The organism is Stappia sp. BW2 (assembly GCF_008107695.1).
Lineage (GTDB): Bacteria > Pseudomonadota > Alphaproteobacteria > Rhizobiales > Stappiaceae > Roseibium.
Window position 1 is genome coordinate 1,442,208 of record NZ_VIRG01000070.1, and the last position, 21,170, is coordinate 1,463,377.

21 protein-coding genes are annotated in these 21,170 nt (G+C 56.0%); 9 read left to right on the top strand and 12 right to left on the bottom strand.

Annotation, left to right across the window (positions count from 1 at the left end; all coding sequences use genetic code 11):
• Positions 1 to 85 precede the first annotated feature (85 nt).
• Positions 86 to 1,126, top strand: a complete 1,041-nt coding sequence (locus FMN63_RS25640; RefSeq protein WP_209001313.1) for a PleD family two-component system response regulator — start codon at positions 86 to 88, stop codon at positions 1,124 to 1,126.
• 120 nt (positions 1,127 to 1,246) lie between these two features.
• The gene (locus FMN63_RS25645) at positions 1,247 to 1,921 is read left to right on the top strand and encodes a DsbA family oxidoreductase (RefSeq protein ID WP_148586912.1); all 675 of its coding nucleotides are present in this window, start codon (positions 1,247 to 1,249) and stop codon (positions 1,919 to 1,921) included.
• A gap of 80 nt (positions 1,922 to 2,001) precedes the next feature.
• Here the strand turns inward: FMN63_RS25645 and eno are convergent, their stop codons facing one another.
• The gene (gene eno / locus FMN63_RS25650) at positions 2,002 to 3,276 is read right to left on the bottom strand and encodes a phosphopyruvate hydratase (RefSeq protein ID WP_148586913.1); all 1,275 of its coding nucleotides are present in this window, start codon (positions 3,274 to 3,276) and stop codon (positions 2,002 to 2,004) included.
• 143 nt (positions 3,277 to 3,419) lie between these two features.
• Positions 3,420 to 4,268, bottom strand: a complete 849-nt coding sequence (kdsA, locus tag FMN63_RS25655) for a 3-deoxy-8-phosphooctulonate synthase (protein ID WP_148586914.1) — start codon at positions 4,266 to 4,268, stop codon at positions 3,420 to 3,422.
• Positions 4,269 to 4,658: 390 nt separating this feature from the next.
• On the opposite strand from kdsA, the gene galU reads away from it, so the two are divergent.
• From galU to FMN63_RS25670, 3 genes are all read left to right on the top strand, one after another.
• The gene (gene galU, locus FMN63_RS25660) at positions 4,659 to 5,552 is read left to right on the top strand and encodes a UTP--glucose-1-phosphate uridylyltransferase GalU (protein WP_148586915.1); all 894 of its coding nucleotides are present in this window, start codon (positions 4,659 to 4,661) and stop codon (positions 5,550 to 5,552) included.
• A gap of 111 nt (positions 5,553 to 5,663) precedes the next feature.
• Positions 5,664 to 6,968, top strand: coding sequence for a nucleotide sugar dehydrogenase (locus FMN63_RS25665; protein ID WP_148586916.1), 1,305 nt, complete (start codon positions 5,664 to 5,666; stop codon positions 6,966 to 6,968).
• A 186-nt stretch (positions 6,969 to 7,154) separates the two neighbouring features.
• Positions 7,155 to 7,589 carry a DUF4864 domain-containing protein gene (locus tag FMN63_RS25670; RefSeq protein WP_148586917.1) on the top strand — a complete coding sequence of 145 codons (435 nt, stop codon included), beginning with the start codon at positions 7,155 to 7,157 and terminating at the stop codon, positions 7,587 to 7,589.
• A 36-nt stretch (positions 7,590 to 7,625) separates the two neighbouring features.
• Here the strand turns inward: FMN63_RS25670 and tgt are convergent, their stop codons facing one another.
• From tgt to coaD, 5 genes are all read right to left on the bottom strand, one after another.
• Entirely contained in the window at positions 7,626 to 8,780 is a 1,155-nt protein-coding gene (tgt, locus tag FMN63_RS25675; protein ID WP_148586918.1) for a tRNA guanosine(34) transglycosylase Tgt, read from the bottom strand.
• A 9-nt stretch (positions 8,781 to 8,789) separates the two neighbouring features.
• Positions 8,790 to 9,863, bottom strand: coding sequence for a tRNA preQ1(34) S-adenosylmethionine ribosyltransferase-isomerase QueA (gene queA / locus FMN63_RS25680; protein ID WP_148586919.1), 1,074 nt, complete (start codon positions 9,861 to 9,863; stop codon positions 8,790 to 8,792).
• 194 nt (positions 9,864 to 10,057) lie between these two features.
• Positions 10,058 to 10,531, bottom strand: a complete 474-nt coding sequence (locus FMN63_RS25685) for a peptidylprolyl isomerase (RefSeq protein ID WP_148586920.1) — start codon at positions 10,529 to 10,531, stop codon at positions 10,058 to 10,060.
• Positions 10,532 to 10,575: 44 nt separating this feature from the next.
• A complete protein-coding gene (locus FMN63_RS25690; protein WP_209001314.1) occupies positions 10,576 to 11,115 on the bottom strand; it encodes a peptidylprolyl isomerase in 540 nt (179 codons plus the stop codon).
• Between the two features lie 40 nt (positions 11,116 to 11,155).
• Entirely contained in the window at positions 11,156 to 11,662 is a 507-nt protein-coding gene (coaD, locus tag FMN63_RS25695) for a pantetheine-phosphate adenylyltransferase (protein WP_148586921.1), read from the bottom strand.
• Between the two features lie 165 nt (positions 11,663 to 11,827).
• Here coaD and FMN63_RS25700 point away from each other — a divergent pair, with 165 nt between their 5' ends.
• The gene (locus FMN63_RS25700) at positions 11,828 to 12,244 is read left to right on the top strand and encodes a phosphopantetheine adenylyltransferase (protein WP_148586922.1); all 417 of its coding nucleotides are present in this window, start codon (positions 11,828 to 11,830) and stop codon (positions 12,242 to 12,244) included.
• A gap of 94 nt (positions 12,245 to 12,338) precedes the next feature.
• Here FMN63_RS25700 and gyrA read toward each other — a convergent pair whose 3' ends face one another.
• On the bottom strand, positions 12,339 to 15,149 hold the full coding sequence (gene gyrA, locus FMN63_RS25705) for a DNA gyrase subunit A (RefSeq protein ID WP_286192765.1): 2,811 nt from the start codon (positions 15,147 to 15,149) through the stop codon (positions 12,339 to 12,341).
• A 226-nt stretch (positions 15,150 to 15,375) separates the two neighbouring features.
• Between gyrA and FMN63_RS25710 the strand changes: the two genes are divergently transcribed.
• Positions 15,376 to 16,011 (top strand): MarC family protein, encoded by a 636-nt coding sequence (locus FMN63_RS25710; RefSeq protein ID WP_148586924.1) that lies wholly within the window; start codon positions 15,376 to 15,378, stop codon positions 16,009 to 16,011.
• A 7-nt stretch (positions 16,012 to 16,018) separates the two neighbouring features.
• On the opposite strand, the gene FMN63_RS25715 is transcribed toward FMN63_RS25710, so the two are convergent.
• Positions 16,019 to 16,396 (bottom strand): hypothetical protein, encoded by a 378-nt coding sequence (locus FMN63_RS25715; RefSeq protein ID WP_286192766.1) that lies wholly within the window; start codon positions 16,394 to 16,396, stop codon positions 16,019 to 16,021.
• Positions 16,397 to 16,520: 124 nt separating this feature from the next.
• Between FMN63_RS25715 and FMN63_RS25720 the strand changes: the two genes are divergently transcribed.
• Positions 16,521 to 17,483: a cation diffusion facilitator family transporter gene (locus FMN63_RS25720; protein ID WP_148586925.1), complete on the top strand. Its 963-nt coding sequence runs from the start codon at positions 16,521 to 16,523 to the stop codon at positions 17,481 to 17,483.
• Positions 17,484 to 17,741: 258 nt separating this feature from the next.
• A complete protein-coding gene (locus FMN63_RS25725; protein ID WP_148586926.1) occupies positions 17,742 to 17,960 on the top strand; it encodes a hypothetical protein in 219 nt (72 codons plus the stop codon).
• Here FMN63_RS25725 and FMN63_RS25730 read toward each other — a convergent pair.
• From FMN63_RS25730 to guaA, 3 genes are all read right to left on the bottom strand, one after another.
• Positions 17,944 to 18,471 carry a hypothetical protein gene (locus FMN63_RS25730; protein WP_148586927.1) on the bottom strand — a complete coding sequence of 176 codons (528 nt, stop codon included), beginning with the start codon at positions 18,469 to 18,471 and terminating at the stop codon, positions 17,944 to 17,946. The two genes, FMN63_RS25725 and FMN63_RS25730, sit on opposite strands and share 17 nt — an antisense overlap.
• Positions 18,472 to 18,585: 114 nt before the next feature.
• Positions 18,586 to 19,299: a methyltransferase domain-containing protein gene (locus FMN63_RS25735; RefSeq protein WP_148586928.1), complete on the bottom strand. Its 714-nt coding sequence runs from the start codon at positions 19,297 to 19,299 to the stop codon at positions 18,586 to 18,588.
• A 298-nt stretch (positions 19,300 to 19,597) separates the two neighbouring features.
• Entirely contained in the window at positions 19,598 to 21,169 is a 1,572-nt protein-coding gene (gene guaA / locus FMN63_RS25740) for a glutamine-hydrolyzing GMP synthase (protein WP_148586929.1), read from the bottom strand.
• Between the last annotated feature and the right edge of the window lies 1 nt (position 21,170).

A 21,170-nucleotide genomic window follows, 5' to 3' on the forward strand; every position in this document is an offset into this window, starting at 1 on the left:
CCCGAGGCGAAGCAGCAGTGGCGATGCGCCTGAGGATTTAGACGTCTCTCTCGTCAACATGTACGAACGGCGGAGCATGCTTCCCATGGCTCTGCCAGCTGCGATCGTTGTCGATATCAGCAGCCTTGAGAGCGAGCACCACGACGACTTCTTTTCCTGGCTGTTGCCCCAGATAAAAAACCTTGCGAGCGAAGTCCCGTTTTACGTTCTCACCGGTAGCGATGATATTCTTCCAAACGGCCTTCAACCGACCGCGATCATCGATAGAGTGGTGCCCGACGAAGTGCTGTTGATGCTGATCTGCGTTCATCAGCGTGCCTTGCTCCGATCAGACGAGGCACAACTTCGCAGACGTATCTTTGGCAGAATTCCGGGTTTCGGTCGTGCCCCGCATCATTCCGGAACGAGTAGCCTGCTTGTGGTCGGCCTCAGCGGCCGGTTTCTGGAGTGGCAAGATGCCAGCGAGGAAAAGGTGGAAGTTGTTGGCGCTTTCGACGGGAACATGGCAGTCGAATTCATGTCGAAGCGTGCATTCGACGCGGTTGTGATCGACGCGCCGTTTGATGACGCCGTCGATTACATGCAGCAGATCAGAAGGGATGCCCGCTTTGCCGGACTGCCGGTGCTGGCAGTTTGCGAGCGTGAGGAAGATTTCGCGCATCTCTTCAGGAATGGTGCTTCCGACGTTCTTGTTGGAGAAAACCGAAAGGAAACCCTGGCCCGACGCCTGAACACCGCGACCCGGTTTGGCAAACGGCGGCGCCTTGCTGACAGAGTGCTTGCGGAAAGTCACATGTGGTTGCGCCAGCAGATCACCCAAGGCGGTCTTGGTGTGGAAGAGTACACCAGGTATCTGGAAGCCTGCAGCAATGCCCTTGCCGCGCGAGGCCTAGATCTTTGGGAAATGAGGCTTCAACCGGAAAGTTTCGGCATTGTCGCTTCGTCTCCTGAGGAACTGGAAGATATCAATACGACGTTGTTGTCCATTGCCGACGCGACCAGCCGGGACGAAGACCTCGTCTGTCTCGTGAAGGACTTCGGGCCGGTGGCTGTTTTGAAAAATGAAGCCGGCACAACCAGGTTACAGAAACGGATCAGCTCGATCCTTACGCACACTGTTCTGTGAAGGTATGCAGTTCCTGCGGTATGTTTTGGTGATTGCCTTAACACTGCCGCGAATTTGGGGTTGGCATATTTGTCAGAGCCTTTAGCCTGATAAAATTATCTCCAACGTTCTGGATGTCCGATGACCTTACCGTCCGCTCTTACCGTCGATGTCGTATCCGATGTGATGTGCCCCTGGTGCTTCATTGGAAAAAGGCGCCTGGAAGCGGCGCTGAAGTCGGTTCCCCAGCTCGATGTGCTGGTTCGTTGGCATCCATTCCAGCTCGACGCGACCTTGCCCAAATCGGGCAAGGACCGAAAACAGTATCTGAGCGACAAATTTGGCGGCCTGGACAAGGCGGAAGCTTTCTATGGTCAGATCAGGGCCGCAGGGCAGGAAGAAGGTATAGACTTTGCTTTTGAAGACATCACCTTATCGCCTAACACGCTCGACTGTCACAGGCTGATCCTCTGGTCTCGCGATGATGATCTGCAGGATGAGGTCGTTGAGCTGCTCTTCAAGGCTTACTTCCTGAACGGGGAAGACCTTACGCGCTCAGAGGTTCTGGTTCGCATTGCCGAGGAAGCGGGTATGCAATCCGATCTGGTAGAGCACCTACTGGGAACGGAAACAGATCTCGACAAGGTTGAGGCGCAGATTGCCAATGCGCACAAGTCCGGCATCACCGGAGTGCCCTGTTTCATCATAGACGGTCGGTTTGTGCTGGCCGGCGCTGAAAAACCGGAGACTATTGCTGCGGCACTTCTCCACGCGGAAGAAACACGAACCGATCCGCAGGCCGCAATCTCTAACTAGCGGTTTCCTCTTGAGGTCAAAACCTAAAAAAGCCCCGCACGAAAGTACGGGGCTTTTTCGATTTTCAGTTCTGACGGAAATCAGCCGCGCAGGATTGAACGACCTGCGTAAACGGCCTGTGCGCCCAGTTCTTCCTCGATACGGATAAGCTGGTTGTACTTTGCAAGCCGGTCTGAACGCGCCAGCGAACCGGTTTTGATCTGGCCGCAGTTGGTGGCAACAGCCAGGTCGGCAATGGTGCTGTCTTCGGTTTCGCCCGAGCGGTGGGACATGACTGCGGTGTAGGCAGCCTTGTGGGCGGTCTCAACCGCGTCCAGCGTTTCAGAAAGCGTTCCGATCTGGTTGACCTTGATCAGGATCGAGTTGGCCACACCAAGATCAATGCCCTTGCGCAGGCGATCAGAGTTGGTCACGAACAGATCGTCGCCGACCAGCTGGCACTTGTTGCCGATAAGGTCGGTCGTTGCTTTCCAGCCGTCCCAGTCATCTTCTGCAAGGCCATCTTCGATCGAAATGATCGGGTAGCGGGATGCGAGGTCAGCGAGGTATTTCGCCATTTCTTCAGGCGCCAGGGTCTTGCCCTCGCCTTCCAGCAGATATTTGCCGTCCTTGAAGAACTCGGTCGAAGCTGCGTCGAGAGCCAGGAAGACATCTTCGCCTGGCTTGTAACCGGCAGTTTCGATTGCCTTCATGACGAAGCTGATAGCAGCATCGGTGGATTCCAGATTGGGGGCAAAACCGCCTTCGTCGCCAACATTGGTGTTGTGACCGGCTGCGCTCAGCGCCTTCTTCAGCGTGTGGAATATTTCCGACCCCATGCGTACGGCATCGCCAAGGGACTCGGCGCCGACCGGCATGATCATGAATTCCTGGAAGTCGATCGGATTGTCTGCATGCGCGCCGCCGTTGATGATGTTCATCATGGGAACCGGCAGAGTGCGGGCAGACGTGCCACCAACATAGCGGTAGAGCGGCAGGCCAGATGCCTGGGCGGCTGCGCGGGCGACGGCAAGCGAAACACCCAGGATTGCGTTGGCGCCAAGGCGAGACTTGTTGTGGGTGCCGTCGAGATCGATCATCGCCTGGTCAATCTGAAGCTGGTCTTCAGCATCCAGACCGCCAACGATCTCGAAGAGTTCCCCGTTGACAGCGTCAACGGCGTTCTGGACACCTTTGCCCATGAAACGGTCGCCGCCATCGCGCAGTTCGACTGCTTCATGTGCGCCGGTGGAAGCGCCGGACGGCACGGCAGCCCGGCCAAAGGAGCCATCCTCCAGGAAAACGTCGACTTCTACGGTCGGGTTACCACGGCTGTCGAAAATCTGACGGCCGATGACATCGATAATGGCGGTCATGGAAAGAACTCCCTTGTCGCATGCACCTGAATTGAAAGTTCGCCGGAGATTCTCCGGCCGTTCGGAAGCCGGAATACCGGCGGTTTTTCCGGGAGCGTTTGCCCCACAAAAGAAAGCCGCACACAAGGCGCGGCTTAATTGGATTATTCTGCGGCGACGGCCGGGGCCTTGACGACGTTGTCGAGAGCCTTCAACTGCGCCAGCAACGCTTCGAGCTGATTGAGCGGCACCATGTTCGGACCGTCCGACGGAGCGTTGTCCGGATCAGGGTGCGTCTCGATGAAAAGACCGGCAACGCCAACAGCGACGGCCGCGCGGGCAAGAACAGGCACCATGGTCCGGTCGCCACCGGTGGATGCCCCCTGCCCGCCCGGTTGCTGAACCGAATGGGTCGCATCAAAAATAACCGGAGCACCGGTCTGTGCCATGATCGGCAGTGAGCGCATGTCTGTGACCAGCGTGTTGTAACCGAAGCTGGCTCCGCGTTCGGTCAACATCACGTTTGCGTTGCCTGAACCGGTTACCTTGCCCAGAACATTCTTCATGTCCCAAGGCGCCAGAAACTGGCCTTTCTTGACATTGATCACGCGTCCAGTCTTCGCTGCGGCAACAAGAAGGTCAGTCTGGCGGCAGAGAAATGCAGGAATTTGCAAAACGTCCACAATTTCCGCAACCGGTGCGCATTGCTCAGGGCTGTGCACATCGGTCAAAACCGGCATGCCGAATTTTTCTTTCACTTCCGCGAAAATTGGCAGAGCTTCGTTGATGCCGACTCCACGTTTTCCAGCGAGTGATGTCCGGTTGGCCTTGTCGTAGGACGTCTTGTAAACGACGCCGATTCCAAGGCGATCCGCAATTTCCTTGATGGCCGCAGCACATTCCAGTGCGTGTTCGCGGCTTTCAAGCTGGCAAGGGCCGGCAATGAGGCTGAAAGGCGCGTCATTGCTGAAAGTTACATTGCCAACGGAAACTACGCGGTTTGCCTCGGTCATTTTCCACCATTCGCCGTAAGGTTGTCGCTTGTGTGCAGCAACTCATTGCAAGAAAAAGATCCGGTACCGGAACTTGCGCTGTTCCATAGCGCTCTTTTGCTCTCCTCGCAACATTGCTCTGGTGGAACGCGATTCGATCTTAAATCGATTTAAAAGTGTGAAAGCGATCAACGACATAATATGATCACTTTGTAGAAGTTATTGCGCTAGCATTGCAGTTCACAAGCCCACAACCCGCGATAGGCAACTGGTCCGGTTGTCGCTTGCGGTGCGGGGCATAAGGTCGAGATAACGGACGAACTGAGTATTGAACGTGCGTTTGACGGCTCTTGTGACTATTAGTGAAAAAAACGATTGAGTTCGTATTTGTAGACAATTGGAAGGCCTGACATGAACAAGCCCATTCGCAAAGCGATCCTGCCGGTGGCAGGTCTTGGTACGCGTTTTTTGCCCGCAACCAAGGCAGTCCCCAAGGAAATGCTGACAATCGTCGATCGGCCGATCATCCAGTATGTGGTGGACGAAGCGCGGGCCGCTGGCATTGAACATATTGTTTTCGTTACAGGGCGAAACAAACACGTCATCGAAGACCATTTCGACATTGCCTATGAGCTTGAAGATACGCTCAAGGCGAGAAACAAGACGGCGGCGCTGGAATTGCTTGAAAAGCACCGGCCTGTTCCCGGCTCAACCTCCTTTACCCGCCAGCAGGCTCCACTCGGCCTCGGCCACGCGATCTGGTGCGCGCGCGATATCATTGGCGAGGAACCCTTTGCCATCCTGCTGCCGGACGTGATCATCAAGTCTCAGGTAAGCTGCCTCAAGCAGATGGTCGATCTTTATGAAAATGTTGGTGGCAACATCATAGCCGTGGAAGAGGTTCCGGAAGATCAGACCGACCAATACGGCATCGTGGAACTTGCCGGAGAAATCGGAGACAACGCTCACAAGATCTCCAACATGGTCGAGAAACCTGCCCCCGGTACGGCCCCGTCCAATTTGATGATCACGGGGCGGTACATTCTGCAGCCGCAGATTTTCGATCTTCTGTCCAATCAAGGCAAGGGTGCAGGCGGCGAGATCCAGCTGACCGACAGCATGCTTGCATTGATGAAGGAACAACACTTCGCGTCGCTCAAATTTGCAGGTCGAAGCTATGATTGCGGCAACAAGGCCGGTTTCCTGAGCGCCAATATCGCATTCGGCATGGACGATCCAAAACTGGCTCGGGAACTGGTTCCGTTCATGGAAGAGATGATCCGCAAACCGTTGGCCGCAGAATAAACCGCGACCGTCTTCACTGCGGACTTGAAAAGGTTCGCCAGAAGCCTTTAGGAGTGGGCCGGGTCTTGCGCAGACCCGGCCTATTTCGTTCGCACCAATCCCGGATGCCTTATGCACGACAATTCCATTTACGCCACCAGGATCGCAGTCATCGGTCTTGGCTATGTCGGTTTGCCGGTCGCAACCGCTTTCGCCGCGAAGGGGTTTGATGTTCTCGGATTTGATATTAACGAAAACCGGCTAAGCGAATTGCGCAGCGGATGCGACAGCACGGCCTCCGTCGGGAAAGCTGAATTGCGGCAGGAAACGCTCGTTTTTTCCAGTCAGGAAACCGATCTGAGCGACCGGGATGTTCTTATCGTGGCTGTGCCGACACCGGTTGACCATGCAAAGCGGCCTGACCTGTCGCCTTTCAGGAGTGCAGCGGCAACTGTTGGCCGCAACCTGAAATCCGGCGCCATCGTTGTGTTTGAATCGACCGTCTACCCAGGGGCAACCGAGGAAGTTGCCGTTCCAATTCTGGAGCAACAATCGGGGCTGACCCTCGGAAGGGATTTCGCTGTCGGCTATTCTCCGGAGCGTATCAACCCAGGCGACACCGAACGCGGATTTGCGGACATTACCAAAATCGTTTCGGGCTCAAGCCCGGAAGCTGCAGATACGCTCGCCAAACTCTATGGCGCGGTCGTAACGGCCGGAATTCATCTTGCGCCGTCGATTCGGGTGGCGGAAGCGGCGAAAGTCATCGAGAACACGCAGCGCGATCTCAATATTGCTCTCATGAACGAACTGGCCATGCTTTTTGACCAGATGGGCATCGACACCAGGGATGTTCTGGAGGGCTCCTCGACCAAATGGAACTTCCTGCCGTTTCAGCCGGGATTGGTCGGTGGTCACTGTATCGGTGTCGATCCCTATTACTTGACGCACAAGGCGCATGAAATCGGCATGACACCTCAGGTCATTCTGGCTGGACGCGGGACCAACGAGGCAATGCCGACGTTCATTGCAGGCAAGATTTTTCAGGAAAGCGTGAAGCTCGGCATGCCCATGCCGCCGAAGGTCGTTGTTCTCGGCATCACTTACAAGGCCAATGTGCCCGACACGCGCAATTCCAAGGTTGTCGATCTTATCCGGGAGCTGGAGAAGTTCGGCGCAAGCGTTCAGGTCTGCGATCCGCTCGCGCATCCCGATGAAGTAAGCGCAGAATACGGAATCACTCTTACCCCTGCCAATGAACTTGCCGCAGCAGACGTCGCCGTTCTGGCTGTCCCGCATCAGCATTTTTTCCATGATGGCACGGGTTGGCAGGTGTTGAAGGAAATCCTGAAAAACGAGCGCGGTCTTGTTGCCGATATTCCCGCGCTGCTCGACCGGTCAACGTGTCCGGATGGAATTCGGCTTTGGCGTCTTTGATTTTACAGGACTTTTGTCCTGAACAAAGCGCAGACCACTCCGCACTGTCTGGAAACGACGACAGGAACCTGCCTCCAAATGCTTCAGCTTGCTGATAATTACCGCAGAGGATTGCTGGTATTTTAGCAATCTAAAAAGGGTTTTGAGCCGTATACTTATCGGGTTTCAGGAAAGGAGACACCGAACATGGCTCATGCTCGTTTCTGGAAGATGGTGGCGGTTGCCGGCGTCAGTGCCTTGCTGGCCTCCGGGTCGGTCCGTGCCGAGGACAGCCTCGACAGCAGTGCCTTTCACAATATCATCAAAAATCAGATGAGTGCCTTTGCAAAGGGAAATGCCCAGGCGGCCTTCTCTTTCGCAACAAGTTCCTTGCAACAGAGATTCCAGACGCCTGAGTTCTTCATGGAAATGGTGCGTCAAGGCTATCAACCGGTCTACAAGCCTAAAAGCGTCACGTTCGGCCGATCAAAAATGACCAAGCTCGGGCCGACACAGGAAGTCTATGTGACAGGTCCCAAAGGCAAGAATTGGCTGGCGCTCTACAGTTTCGAGCAGCAGGAAGATGGCACGTGGAAAATTTCCGGCTGCTACCTGACAACAGCGGACGGGTTTTCCGCCTAGTCTGTTTCTGCCGGAGCCAAGATTGATTGTGCGGGGTTACAGCGCCGCGATATCTCCGCGTGCCCAGTCTTCCTTGGTTTCGGCATAGAAGTCCTCGAAGCGTCCGTTCTCGATCGCATCGCGCATGCCCTGCATCAGGAACTGGTAGTAGGCAATGTTGTTCCAGGTAAGCAGCATGCCGCCCAGCCCTTCCCCTGTGCGCACCAGATGGTGCAGATAGGCACGGCTGTAGACGCTTGTTGCGGGACAGGCACTTGCCTCATCCAGCGGACGCGGGTCTTCCTGGTGGCGGGCATTCTTCAGATTGACCTTGCCATAGCGGGTATAGGCCAGACCGTGACGTCCGGCTCTTGTCGGCATCACACAATCGAATTGATCAATGCCGCGCTTCACACTTTCCAGAAGATCGTCCGGTGTACCGACACCCATCAGGTAACGGGGTTTGTCCACCGGCATCACCGGTGTGGTGATGTCGAGCATGCTCAGCATGACGTCTTGCGGCTCACCAACCGCCAGTCCGCCGACCGAGTAACCTTCAAATGGCATCTTGCCGAGCTCCTCCGCGGACCGAATCCGAAGATCCGGCTGGTCGCCGCCCTGAACGATGCCATATAGCCCCTGCCCCTTGCCAGGCCCGCCCATGGCTTCGAACTGGGTGCGGGAACGCTCTGCCCATCTGAGAGACAATTCCATCGCTCTTTGGACTTCTTCACGCGGGCTCGGCAATTTGATGCACTCATCCAGCTGCATCTGAATGTCTGACCCGAGCAATCCCTGGATCTCGACCGAACGTTCCGGCGTCAGATGGTACTTTTGACCATCGATATGGCTTTGGAAGCGCACCCCGTCTTCATCCAGCTTGCGAAGTTGCGCAAGTGACATCACCTGGAACCCGCCGCTATCGGTCAGGATCGTGTGCGGCCAGTTCATGAAGGTGTGGAGCCCGCCAAGTTTAGCAACCCGTTCCGCGGTTGGACGCAGCATCAGGTGATAGGTGTTGCCGAGAACGACGTCGGCCCCCGTTTCGCGTACCTGTTCCGGGTACATCGCCTTTACGGTCGCCTGGGTGCCGACCGGCATGAATGCAGGCGTGCGGACGACGCCGTGAGGTGTGGTGATCTCACCTCGCCGCGCCGTGCCGTCGGTCGTGATCAGCTTGAAGCCGAATGTCTTGCCGGTTTCTTCTGTCATGTTCGGTCCTCAGAGAGCCCCTTCCTGCGGAAACAGCAGTGAAGCGTCGCCGTAGCTGTAAAAACGGTATTCCTGCGAGATCGCGTGTGAATAGGCCTCACGCATTGTGTCCAGGCCCGAAAGAGCCGACACCAGCATGAAGAGCGTGGAGCGCGGAAGGTGGAAGTTGGTCATCAACGCATCGATTGCCCTGAAACGGTAGCCCGGCGTGATGAAAATAGATGTTTCACCAGCAAATGCGGCAATGGCACCGGTTTTCTGGGCTGAGCTTTCAAGGATACGCAGGGATGTGGTACCGACGCTGACGACCTTGTTTCCCCGCGCCTTGACAGCCAGGAGGGCCGCGGCAGTCTCTTCGGAGATTTCGCCCCATTCGGCGTGCATCTTGTGATCGGACGTGTCTTCCGCCTTCACCGGCAGGAAGGTGCCCGCGCCGACATGCAGCGTTACCCGGTGCTGCTCAATACCGCGATCGCTCACGGCCTGCAGCAATTCCGGTGTAAAATGAAGCCCCGCCGTCGGCGCGGCAACCGCACCGTCCTTCTCGGCAAATATCGTCTGGTAGTCCTTGCGATCCTGGTCGTCCTCACCACGCTTTTGCGCGATATAGGGTGGCAAGGGTATGTGTCCGACAGAAGCTATGGCTACGTCGAGGTCAGGGCCGGAACGGTCGAATGTCAGCAGCACTTCGCCGCTGTCGCCTTTTTCAGTCACGTCCGCCGTCAACCGGGTACCGAATCCTTCGAACAGCACTGTATCGCCAACCTGGAGCTTCTTTGCCGGCCTGACAAAAGCCTTCCAGCGGTCGGGTCCTGCACGCATGTGAAGCGTCGCACCAATGCCTGCGCTAATTTCACCACGCAGGCGCGTTCCTTCGAGTTGCGCGGGGATTACCCTGGTGTCGTTGAAGACCAACGCATCGCCAGGTTCCAGCAGTTGCGGCAGGTCACGAACCCCCGCGTCAGATAGCTGCGGTTGCTGATCTGGTCGCACAACAAGCATGCGGGCAGAATCGCGCGGTCGGGCGGGACGCAGGGCGATCCGTTCGTTTGGGAGCTCAAAATCGAATTGGTCGACGCGCATGGCGTTTTGCTACTGCCAAATATCTGGAAAGCTTCAGGATGCAGCGCCAGATCCGTTTCGACCGGTAACCGCACATACTGTAAGCGGCTCTTACTGGCGACGGAGAAGCAGGTCAACCTTCTGGAGCCTGATCCAAAACAAAACAGCGCGGGTGTTTGCCCGCGCTGCCTCAAGACCAATGATTTTCAGCAGGTTCAGGCTGCGTCAGCCGCCACCTTCAGGGACGCGATGTTGTCCGGATTGGACACCGGCTCACCGCGTTTGATCTTGTCAACATTGTCCATGCCTTCGATGACTTTGCCCCAAACGGTGTATTGACCGTCAAGCCAAGGTGCGTCGGTGAAGCAAATGAAGAACTGGCTGTCTCCGGAGTTCGGGTCCATGGCACGGGCCATGGAACAGGTGCCACGCACGTGCTTTTCGTTGCTGAACTCCGCTTTCAGCTTCTTGCCGGAACCGCCGGTGCCGGTTCCCTGCGGACAACCGGTCTGGGCCATGAAGCCGTCGATCACGCGGTGAAACACGACGCCGTCATAGAAGCCTTCGCGAACCAGTTCCTTGATGCGGGCGACATGGGTTGGTGCAAGATCGGGTTTCATCTCGATCACGACCGGCCCCTGGCTAGTTTCCATGAGAAGGGTGTTTTCGGCGTCTTTGATATCAGCCATCGAGTATCTCCTTGAGTGTCTTTGAAATCTGTGAGGCCAGATGCTTATTGTGCGTCTGCAGCAACTTGCATCTTGATGATCTTGTCCGGGTTCGCCGGCGGTTCGCCGCGCTTGATGTTGTCGACGTATTCCATGCCATCGACCACTTCACCGAATACAGTGTACTGACCGTTCAGCCAGTCACCGTCCGCGAACATGATGAAGAACTGCGAATTTGCGCTATCCGGGCTGGCAGACCGGGCCATGCCGAGCGTGCCACGCTTGAACGGCGCGTCGGAAAATTCGGCTTTCAGGTTGGGCTCGTCGGAGCGGCCGGTGCCTGTTCCGGTGGGGTCACCGGTCTGTGCCATGAATCCGTCAATCACGCGGTGAAAGACGATACCGTCGTAAAACCCTTCGCGGGCAAGCTTCTTGATGCGCTCGACGTGCGCCGGTGCTAGATCCGGGCGCAACTGGATGACGACCCGACCGTCTTTCAGGTCGAGATAAAGCGTGTTTTCAGGATCATTTGCCTGGGCGTTTACAGCTGAAGGCAGGATCAAGAGCGATGCCAGAACGGCAAAAACTGCAAAAAAGCGCGACACTGGAGACTCCTAAGGTTCAGGTCTAGAGCTTGGCTTCGGTTCATGCGCCGGTTGTTGCCCGCAGCCGTAATGGTTCGGCTACCGGTTCCGGAACAAAAGCGGAAATTTCACCGCCCATCTTTGCGATTTGACGCACCAAGGTGGCCGTGATGTGGCGCACCGTCGGGGATGCAGGAAGAAATACCGTCCGAATGTCCGGCTCCAGCGTGCCGTTCATGCCGGCCATCTGCATTTCGTAGTCAAGATCGGTGCCATCCCGCAGGCCGCGAACCAGATAGGCAGCCTTCTGCTGTCTTGCTGTCTCGATCACCAGATTGTCGAACGCAATGACATCAATCCTATCAGCTTCGTCTGCTGTGAACTCGGACCTTGCGGATGCGTGGATCAGTTCGACCCGTTCCTTGAAGGAAAACAGGGGTGTCTTGCCGGGATGGACGCCAATGGCAACCACAACCTTGTCTGCCAGCGCAAGCGACTGGCGCAATATATCCATGTGGCCGTTTGTGACAGGATCAAAGGATCCTGGATAAAGCGCAATACGATTCATGGTCCCTTCCTTACTCTGCCTGCTTCGGCCTAACAAGTGGAACGCAGACCCGAACGAGACTTTTGCCAGTAACTGACAATGTGTGACGGTCGTCACATCTCTCTATGCAGGCTTGGGTAATGTTGGCTCCATCGAAATCAATTGGCGTGAGCAGGAGCCAGCACCATGAGGAGCACTACCACAATCGACCGGACCGCAACCGCAATCGCGCTGCGCCCGTTTTCATTTCCGGCCAAGGCAATCGATCCGGCCGGCCATTTCAAGATGGCAGCCATTTTCGTTCTGGCTTTGCTGACCATGATTGGGGCGGGCATGATGACCATGTACCCGGGCAACGTATCCCAGGCGCAAGGTCTGACCAGCATGGCGACGCAGGGGCTTGCAAGCACCAAATCAGACCGCGCGGTGCAGGTTCCCGCCACGAAAGTTTGCGAATCCCAAGCCTGGGGCGCCTGGAGCGAAGATTGTGCTGCGGCCCTGACTGGTGCCACTAGCGTTCGCAATGTTTCCTTTGTTACAGTCGAAAGAAGCGCGCCGACTGTCAACGAGACCATTCTGGCGCGTTATCCCGTGGCCAACTGAGTTTCGCCTCAGACCTCTCTTCCCCGTAACGGCAAACAGCGGCTCAGGTTCCACCCTGGCCGCTGTTGTCGTTTAAAGGTTAGCCAATCAAAGATCAGGCTTCAGGAGGTGTGTCATCTCCTTCGGCCGTGTCGGTACCGGCATCCTTCTCTTCGCCTGGGGCAGCAGAGCCCTCGCTGTCTCCTTCCAGGCCATCTTCGAGAACATCTTCCTCGTCGACTTCGGAGATCCCTTCGACCGCAACAACCTTTTCGTCGGCTGCCGTCTTGAAGACGATAACCCCCTGCGTTGCTCGGCCGGCGATGCGGATACCGTGCACCGGACAGCGGATCAACTGACCGCCATCCGTCACCAGCATGATCTGGTGGCCGTCTTCAACGGGGAAGGACGATACCAGACCGCCATTCCGGCTGTTGACGGCCATGGCCGTGATGCCTTTTCCGCCTCGGCCCGTGACCCTGTATTCGAACGAAGATGTCCGCTTTCCGTAGCCGTTTTCCGAAATGGTCAGGATGATCTGTTCAGCCGCGCTCATCTGTGCGTAGCGTTCCTGCGGCAGCTCACCGGCGACAACGCCTTCTTCATCTGCGCCATTGCCGTTTTCATCCGCTTCACCGCGCATCGCCCGGGAAAGTTTCAGATAGGCTGCGCGCTCTTCCGCGCTCACATCGATGTGGTGCAGGATCTGCATGGAGATCACACGGTCCTCATCGGCAAGACGGATCCCGCGCACCCCGACGGAATTACGGCCAGCGAACACGCGAACATCGGTGACGGGGAAGCGGATACATTGACCGAAGTTGGTCGTGAGCATCACATCGTCATGTTCGGAACAGGTGTCGACGCCGACAATGCCGTCGCCATCTTCCAGCTTCATGGCAATCTTGCCGTTCCGGTTGATGTTGACGAAATCGGATAGTTTGTTGCGGCGGATGGTGCCCCGAATGGTGGCGAACATCACATCCAGGTTTGCCCAGCTGTCCTCGTCCTCCGGCAACGGAAGAATTGAGGTGATCTGCTCGCCCTGCTCGAGCGGCAGCAGGTTGATCAATGCCTTTCCGCGCGAGGTTGGTCCGCCGAGCGGTAGACGCCACACCTTCATCTTGTAACAGATGCCGCGCGACGAGAAGAACAGAACCGGCGTGTGGGTGTTGGCAACGAACAGCCGGGTGACGAAATCCTCGTCCTTGGTCGCCATGCCAGACCGGCCCTTGCCACCCCGCCGCTGCGCCCGGTAGGTGGCCAGCGGTACACGCTTGATGTATCCGCCGTGAGAGACCGTCACGACCATGTCTTCGCGCTGGATCAGGTCTTCTTCATCGAAATCGGCGCCACCTTCGATAATTTCCGTTTTGCGTGGCGTGGCGAATTCTTGCTTGATTTCAAGCATTTCGTCGCGCACGATCTCCTGGATCCTGGCCCGTGAGCGCAGGATGTCGAGATAGTCGGAAATTTCCGCACCGATCTTGTTGAGTTCTTCCTCGATCTCGTCGCGGCCCATCGCCGTCAGACGCTGCAGACGCAGTTCAAGAATAGCTCGCGCCTGTTCTTCAGACAGCTTGTAGGTGCCGTCGTCCTGCACCATGTGGCGCGGGTCGTCGATCAGAAGAATGAGTGATTCCACATCCTTTGCCGGCCAGTTGCGCTCCATGAGCTGCGCTCTGGCCGTCGCGGGGTCCGGTGCCGCACGGATCAGCTTGATGACTTCATCAATATTGGCAACTGCGATACCCAAACCGACCAAGATGTGGGCCCTGTCACGCGCCTTTTTCAGAAGGTAACGGGTGCGCCGCTGGATCACTTCCTCACGGAACGCTACGAAGGCGCGCAGCATGTCGGAGAGGGTCATCTGCTCCGGCTTGCCGCCATTCAGCGCAACGATGTTCGCACCGAAGGACGTCTGCAACTGGCTGAAGCGGTAAAGCTGGTTCAGGATCACGTCCGGAACCGCATCACGCTTCAGTTCAATCACGACACGCATGCCAGAGCGGTCGCTTTCATCGCGGATGTCGGAGATGCCTTCGATACGTTTGTCGCGCACCAGTTCGGCAATCTTCTCGATCATGGTCGATTTGTTGACCTGATACGGGATCTCCGTAACGATCAGGGCGGTGCGGTCCTTGCGCACTTCCTCGACATCGACCTTTGCCCGCATGACGATGGATCCGCGGGCAGTCTCATAAGCACTGCGAATGCCAGACCGACCCAGGATCATGCCACCTGTCGGAAAGTCCGGGCCAGGGACGATCTGCATCAGCTCTTCAAGCGACATCGCCGGATTTTCCATCACGGCAATGGCGGCGTCGATGACTTCGCCCAGGTTATGCGGCGGGATGTTGGTGGCCATGCCGACCGCAATACCGCCGGCCCCGTTGACGAGAAGATTCGGGAACTTGGCAGGAAGAACAACAGGTTCGCTTTCGGAGTTATCATAGTTCTCTTGAAAGTCGACCGTTTCCTTGTCGATATCGTCCAGCAACTTGTGGGCGACTTTTTGCAGCCGGCACTCGGTATAACGCATGGCCGCGGCCGGGTCGCCATCGATGGACCCAAAGTTGCCCTGCCCGTCGATAAGCGGCAGCCGCAGCGAGAAATTCTGCGCCATCCGCACGAGAGCATCGTAAATCGCGCTGTCGCCGTGCGGGTGATATTTACCCATCACGTCACCGACCACGCGGGCGGACTTACGATAGGGCTTGTTCCACTCGTAGCCGTTTTCGTGCATCGAGTAGAGAATGCGCCGGTGAACCGGTTTGAGGCCGTCGCGGACGTCAGGCAGCGCACGCGAAACGATCACGCTCATCGCGTAATCGAGATAGCTGCGCTTCATTTCATCGACGATGGAGACCGGTTTGATATCGGACGGAAGACCGTCAGTGGGCGTGCTATTGTCCTGGTCAGCCAAGGAAGACACTCATTTCATTGTTATTGCTGCTCCTTTTATATCCGATTCAAGACGCCGCTCCAAATTCCCGGAGCTTTTCCGCCAAAGTAATAAGGTCTAATTTTCAATGTGTTACGAGAAATATACACAGGGATTGAAAATCATTTCGCCGGACAAGGTCTGCGGACCCCGCAAAGCACTATAGTAAGGTGGCAAAAGCACCTGAAAAACCGGCCCGGGAATCGATATGCTGGACTACTACATCAATGCCTTCGCGACGCTATTCGTCACCATCGATCCGGTTGGTTTGGCCCCGATGTTTCTGGCAATCACGGCGGGAATGAGCAAGCACGACAGGCGCAAAGTCGCCGTTCGGGCAACCATTACGGCTGCTGGCATTCTTCTGATTTTCTATGCGTCGGGACAGACGGTGCTCAATGTTCTCGGTATATCCGTGTCGGCCTTCCGAGTTGCCGGCGGCATCCTCTTGTTCCTGATCGCCATCGAAATGATTTTCGGCAAACGTCAGGCCCGCAAAACCGAGACCGCCGAAAAGGCGATGGAATCTGAAACGCATCACGGAACGCTGAACGAACTGGCAATCTTTCCGTTGGCGATCCCCCTGATCTCCGGACCAGCCGCAATTTCGGCAATCATTCTGCTGTCCAGCCAGGCCCCGGACACGCTTGCTTATGCAGGGCTGGGCGCCGTCATCGCGATTATTCTGTTGAGTTGCATGGGCGCGTTTCTGCTGGCCGACAAGATCGAAAGGCTTTTGGGGGAAACCGCGCAACTGGTGATTACCCGCCTGCTGGGGGTGCTGCTTGCCGCGCTCTCCGTTCAGTTTGTGGCAGACGGCGTGCTGGCTTTCATCCGCACCTGAAACCGCTTCAGCGCGTCAAGTTCAGCTTGTATTCTTGTGAAGAGACGCCATGCACCGTGTCTCGCGCCCGAATTACGACTTGCGAAACGCTTTCAGGGATCTTGACGCCTGAAAGCGAGCGCGTGAAGGGTTGTTCGTCAACATGCGGGTGGAGAAGAACCCGCTCGCCGAGCAGGTGTCCCTCTGGCGTATAGACCTGCCAGAGATCCGCATAATGATCCCAACCTGTGTCGTCATGTTTGAGGGTTACTGAGAAGGTCCATCCTCTTGTGGAGCTGCTTGCCTTTGCCGTGACTATCTCCACCTCGCCCGCAATGGACCCATTCAGTCCATACCCTGACAGGACCACAAACAGCGCAACCACTGCCGAATTTCTGACAATCATGAAACAAGTCTCCCTTGGCGTATGCGGGGGTATCCTTGCAATGCAGCGTGCTTGAACAAAGTCACGAATGCGTCATAGGCTGCGGTGCAAAGAGACAGGAACAAGCCGACCGGAAAGGGCAAGCATGGCAGGCCATGGATCCAGAAAAGTGATATTCGCGGCCCTTGCGGGCAACTCCCTGATCGCCATAACGAAGTTTGCGGCGGCAGCCTACACCGGTTCTTCGGCGATGCTGTCGGAGGGTATCCACTCTCTCGTCGATACCGGCAACCAGGGCCTGCTTCTCTATGGCCTGAAGAAAGCCAAGCAGCCGGCAGACAAGAGACACCCCTTCGGTTACGGAGCCGAACTCTATTTCTGGTCCTTTGTCGTTGCGATCCTGATTTTTGCCGTCGGTGCCGGTGTCTCTATTTACGAAGGAATCCAGAAGGTCCTGCATCCTCATCCTGTGTCCGATCCTTACGTTGCTTACATCGTTCTGGCACTTGCGATGATTTTCGAGGCCACGGCCTGGTGGATTGCGTTCAAGGAATTCGACAAGGCGCGGGGAAAGAAGTCCATCTTTTCCGCCGTCCAGGACAGCAAGGACCCAACTGTCTTCACCGTCCTGTTTGAAGATTCCGCTGCCATGCTCGGTCTGGTCGTCGCATTTGTCGGATTGCTCGGTGTGCAGTTTCTGGGCCTCCCCTGGCTGGACGGTGTTGCTTCAATCCTGATCGGCGTCATCCTCGGGGGAACAGCTACCCTGCTTGCCTATGAAACCAAGGGACTGCTGATTGGCGAAGGCGCGTCGCCGGAAATTATCGCAAAGATAGAAGCCATCATCGACGCGACTGCTGCCATCAATAACCTGAATGAAATTCGGACATTGCATCGAGGGCCCCAGGATATCCTGCTCGCACTTTCCGTCGACTTCATTGACGAAGTGACAGCAGGGACTGTGGAAGAAACGATCTATTCCCTGGAAAGAACCATCAAGATGGAAATGCCTGCGGTGACACGTCTGTTCATCGAAGTTCAGGCAAAGGAACATCATGAGCAAATGCTGGCCGAGGAGCAGGCTGCCGCCCTTGAGCTTAAGGAATAGCGGCGGGCATGTGCCTCCCCACGGGTTACATCCACATCGACCCGCAGGACATCGACGTGTTCGCTCGTGACGTCCTGACGATCAGCCGCAGTGCCTAGACTGAAGGAGGATGTCAGTTCTGCGGAATCACGCAGAATGACAAGCCAAGGGAGGCGCTTTCCGGTGATGAGGTGCAGGCAAGATCAGGAAGCGCTGACAGCCCAACTTTCGGGAGGCTGAAACAGCGGCATTCCTGGCAATCTGGGGGCTGGATGAAAGTTGACCCTAGATCGCACCGTGTTTGGGAAGAAGTGCGCGGTCTCAATTGAACCGCTGGACCAGCGCCAAGGCATGATGCTTTTTCATGATCCCATTAAGGCTGTCGCCGGCTTCAGGTCGCCCGCCCACTGCATGTTTGGTGCGCGCCTGTTCGTCGATGAAGTGATGATTGAATGCGCCGGAAAAACCCTTTGGCGTTTCTTCAACGCGGTATGTTGATATGCCGACGAAGGCCAGTGAGGAAATCTGAGACCTGACGCGAGGCTTCGACCAACGGAAATTCCCTCAGTTTTGCTTCGGTCCATTCCGTTTGAGGAGCAAGCTGAAGCTGGAGCTCCGAAAGTTCCAGTTGTTCCGATTTGCCAAGAGGGAGTTTTTCGGCGGCTGACAACAGCAGCAACTTTTCATGAATTTGACGAAGGACCGAGAGCGCGTCGCCCATCCGCGTCATTAGCCCGGGATCATCCCGCCAGGAGCGCCCATCAAACACTTCTTGTGTCACCACCTGGCCTGCCCCATGACAATCATAGGCAATGCAGCCGCTGAACCCGAGTCGGGACCTGTCGTCAAAAATGCTGCAGCTACCGTTACAATCCAGGTTTGGACAAACCTCGCCTGCTGCCTTGTCGATGCCGAAGGACTCGGACTGATCAAACGCAAAAACAACGCAGCAAAGCGCAGCGCACGATGCGCAGTCTGCTGTCAGATCTGGATGCCGCGCTGTGTTCATTCAGGTCCAAACTCAAAAAACTGTCACAAGTGCCAAGCCTGCTCAATCACGGCGCCCACTTAAGGGAGTTGCCTATTTTCCGCATCGAAAGGCGCCTGCGGACAGCCTTTCGTGTCAGGACGAGACCTTGTCACCGTCCTGCCTGACAGCCATGAAGGATTTGGTCAAAAACAGTATCTTTTCTTTTTTGATCAACGCGTCATCAAAAAGCGCCTGGTACATGGCTTTGCTCAACAGACGAGCACTTTCGACAATTTCGACGGCTTCGTCCGTGTTAGCGCCTTTTGGCCAGTGCCCTAGTGAAAAGCGGGTAACAAGCCAGACCCTGAGCGGTTTCGGCAACCAATGAAAAAAGAGCGTCAAGCAGTGCGGTTCAACAGGAAACCAGAAATTGGGAGTCTGAACAAAATATCCGCCATGGAATTTTTTGATATTTGACGCAAACTTCCTCATTTGGGCCCAATCACCCACATGTTCGATCACTGAATTTGAATGTATCAGGTCGAAGTCCTGCTGGTTCAACTGGCTCCATATGTCATCCGTTGCGTCTCCAGTTAGAAAATCAAATCTGCCAACAGCCTCAAACGCCTGCGACTCCGGTAGATTGAGAAGCGTTATCTGTACCTTGTTTCGTTCAAGAAATTCTTCGTCGATTATCTTCCAGTATTGAACGGTTCCACCGATATCGAGAATTTTTACCGATCCCTTTTGGTTGAACACCTTTTCAATAAGGTCGCAAAAGTTTTTAACTCTTCTTTTTCTTGCAATTTTCCCTAGGCTGAAGCCATCACCTTCATATCCAGCAATAATTTTAGTAAATATACTCACTATTTATCTTCCTGTCCTGCGCCTGAAAAAGGGATTTGCTCGGCGTTGGTCTGGTTCATCAAACGTTGAACGCCTACAGGTATTCAGTCAAACAACCGCTACCTGTAGATGGCTCACGGTTAAAGAGCGAGTTGTGGAAAACGACCACCCTTTTCAATTCACGGGTGTCTTCCAGATTCAGTCCAAATTTACGTCAATTCTTGCGGCGCCTGGTGGGCCTTGCCGGCTACATGCAACCAACTTCATTGGGTACGTCTTGCCTGCGGAGCCGGACCTGTGCGATCCGGCTTGCCCGCTTTTATTCCCATTCAATCGTGCCGGGAGGTTTTGACGTGATGTCGTAGGTTACCCGGTTGATGCCCTGCACCTCGTTGATGATGCGGGTTGCGGTTTCTCCCAGGAAGTCATGCGTGAAAGGATAGTAGTCGGCTGTCATTCCGTCGACCGACGTTACTGCTCTCAGAGCGCAGGCATAATCGTAGGTTCGTCCATCGCCCATGACGCCGACTGTGCGTACGGGCAGGATCGCAACGAAAGCCTGCCAGATATCGTCATAGAGGCCGTGCTTGCGGATCTGGTCGATATAAACAGCATCCGCCTTGCGCAGGATATCCAGTTTGTCGCGCGTAATTTCGCCTGGACAACGGATTGCAAGACCTGGTCCTGGGAACGGATGACGGCCGATGAACGTCTCGGGCAAGCCGAGTTCTCGACCAAGCGCCCTCACCTCATCCTTGAAGAGTTCGCGAAGCGGCTCGACCAGCTTCAGGCCCATCTTTTCCGGCAGACCGCCGACGTTGTGATGCGACTTGATCGTTACGGACGGACCGCCGGAAAAACTGACGCTTTCGATGACGTCGGGATAGAGCGTGCCTTGAGCTAGGAAATCTGCGCCTTCGATCTCATTAGCGTGTTTCTGGAACACGTCGATGAACAGCTTCCCGATGATCTTGCGTTTGGTTTCAGGGTCGGAAATGCCGTCCAGTTCTCCAAGGAACAGGTCGCTTTCGTCCGCATGGATCAGGGGAATGTTGTAGTTGTCGCGGAACATGGAGACCACTTCATCGGCCTCATTCAGGCGCAACAAGCCGTGGTCGACGAAGACGCATGTAAGCTGATCCCCGATTGCCTCGTGGATCAGGACAGCGGCAACGGAACTGTCGACACCGCCGGACAGACCGCAAATGACTTTCTTGTCGCCAACCTGTTCACGGATCCTGGCAATCGCGTCATCCTTGTAGGCGCCCATGGTCCAGTCACCGGAAAAGCCGGCCAGGCGGACAAAATTTTCATAAATCTTCTTGCCGTTCGGCGTGTGATGCACTTCCGGATGGAACTGAACGGCGTAGAAGTTTTTCGCCTTGTCTGCCGTAATCGCGAAAGGCGCGTTCGGGGAGGTTCCAAAAACCTCGAAGCCTGGCGCGATCTGGCTGACATGGTCGCCGTGGCTCATCCAGACCTGTTCTTTTCCGTCCGCGAACCACCCATCCAGCAAAGAAATCTTGCTTTCGGCAGGTGTCACAAAGGCCCTGCCGAATTCCGCCGTTCCACCACCGCCGGAGATCTTGCCGCCGTCGACCTGCCCGCCGAGCTGCTGCATCATGACCTGTTGGCCGTAGCAGATCCCCAGGATCGGAACGCCCATTGCGTAGACGCTTTCCGGCGGACGCGGCGAACCGGCTCGCGTAACCGAATCCGGTCCTCCCGAGAAGATCACCGCCTTTGGCGCGAAGTCGGCCAGAAATGCGTCGGTGACGTTCTGATAGGGGTGAATTTCGCAATAAACGTTCAACTCGCGCAGGCGCCGCGCGATGAGCTGCGTGACCTGGGAGCCGAAGTCGATGATAAGGAGGCGCTGATGGTGGGTCATG

Coding starts and splice junctions, on each gene's coding strand:
- FMN63_RS25640 (WP_209001313.1), top strand. CDS start 86: ATGGCTCTGCCAGCTGCGATCGTTGTCGATATCAGCAGCCTTGAGAGC.
- FMN63_RS25645 (WP_148586912.1), top strand. CDS start 1,247: ATGACCTTACCGTCCGCTCTTACCGTCGATGTCGTATCCGATGTGATG.
- eno (WP_148586913.1), bottom strand. CDS start 3,276: ATGACCGCCATTATCGATGTCATCGGCCGTCAGATTTTCGACAGCCGT.
- kdsA (WP_148586914.1), bottom strand. CDS start 4,268: ATGACCGAGGCAAACCGCGTAGTTTCCGTTGGCAATGTAACTTTCAGC.
- galU (WP_148586915.1), top strand. CDS start 4,659: ATGAACAAGCCCATTCGCAAAGCGATCCTGCCGGTGGCAGGTCTTGGT.
- FMN63_RS25665 (WP_148586916.1), top strand. CDS start 5,664: ATGCACGACAATTCCATTTACGCCACCAGGATCGCAGTCATCGGTCTT.
- FMN63_RS25670 (WP_148586917.1), top strand. CDS start 7,155: ATGGCTCATGCTCGTTTCTGGAAGATGGTGGCGGTTGCCGGCGTCAGT.
- tgt (WP_148586918.1), bottom strand. CDS start 8,780: ATGACAGAAGAAACCGGCAAGACATTCGGCTTCAAGCTGATCACGACC.
- queA (WP_148586919.1), bottom strand. CDS start 9,863: ATGCGCGTCGACCAATTCGATTTTGAGCTCCCAAACGAACGGATCGCC.
- FMN63_RS25685 (WP_148586920.1), bottom strand. CDS start 10,531: ATGGCTGATATCAAAGACGCCGAAAACACCCTTCTCATGGAAACTAGC.
- coaD (WP_148586921.1), bottom strand. CDS start 11,662: ATGAATCGTATTGCGCTTTATCCAGGATCCTTTGATCCTGTCACAAAC.
- FMN63_RS25700 (WP_148586922.1), top strand. CDS start 11,828: ATGAGGAGCACTACCACAATCGACCGGACCGCAACCGCAATCGCGCTG.
- FMN63_RS25710 (WP_148586924.1), top strand. CDS start 15,376: ATGCTGGACTACTACATCAATGCCTTCGCGACGCTATTCGTCACCATC.
- FMN63_RS25715 (WP_286192766.1), bottom strand. CDS start 16,396: ATGATTGTCAGAAATTCGGCAGTGGTTGCGCTGTTTGTGGTCCTGTCA.
- FMN63_RS25720 (WP_148586925.1), top strand. CDS start 16,521: ATGGCAGGCCATGGATCCAGAAAAGTGATATTCGCGGCCCTTGCGGGC.
- FMN63_RS25730 (WP_148586927.1), bottom strand. CDS start 18,471: ATGAACACAGCGCGGCATCCAGATCTGACAGCAGACTGCGCATCGTGC.
- guaA (WP_148586929.1), bottom strand. CDS start 21,169: ATGACCCACCATCAGCGCCTCCTTATCATCGACTTCGGCTCCCAGGTC.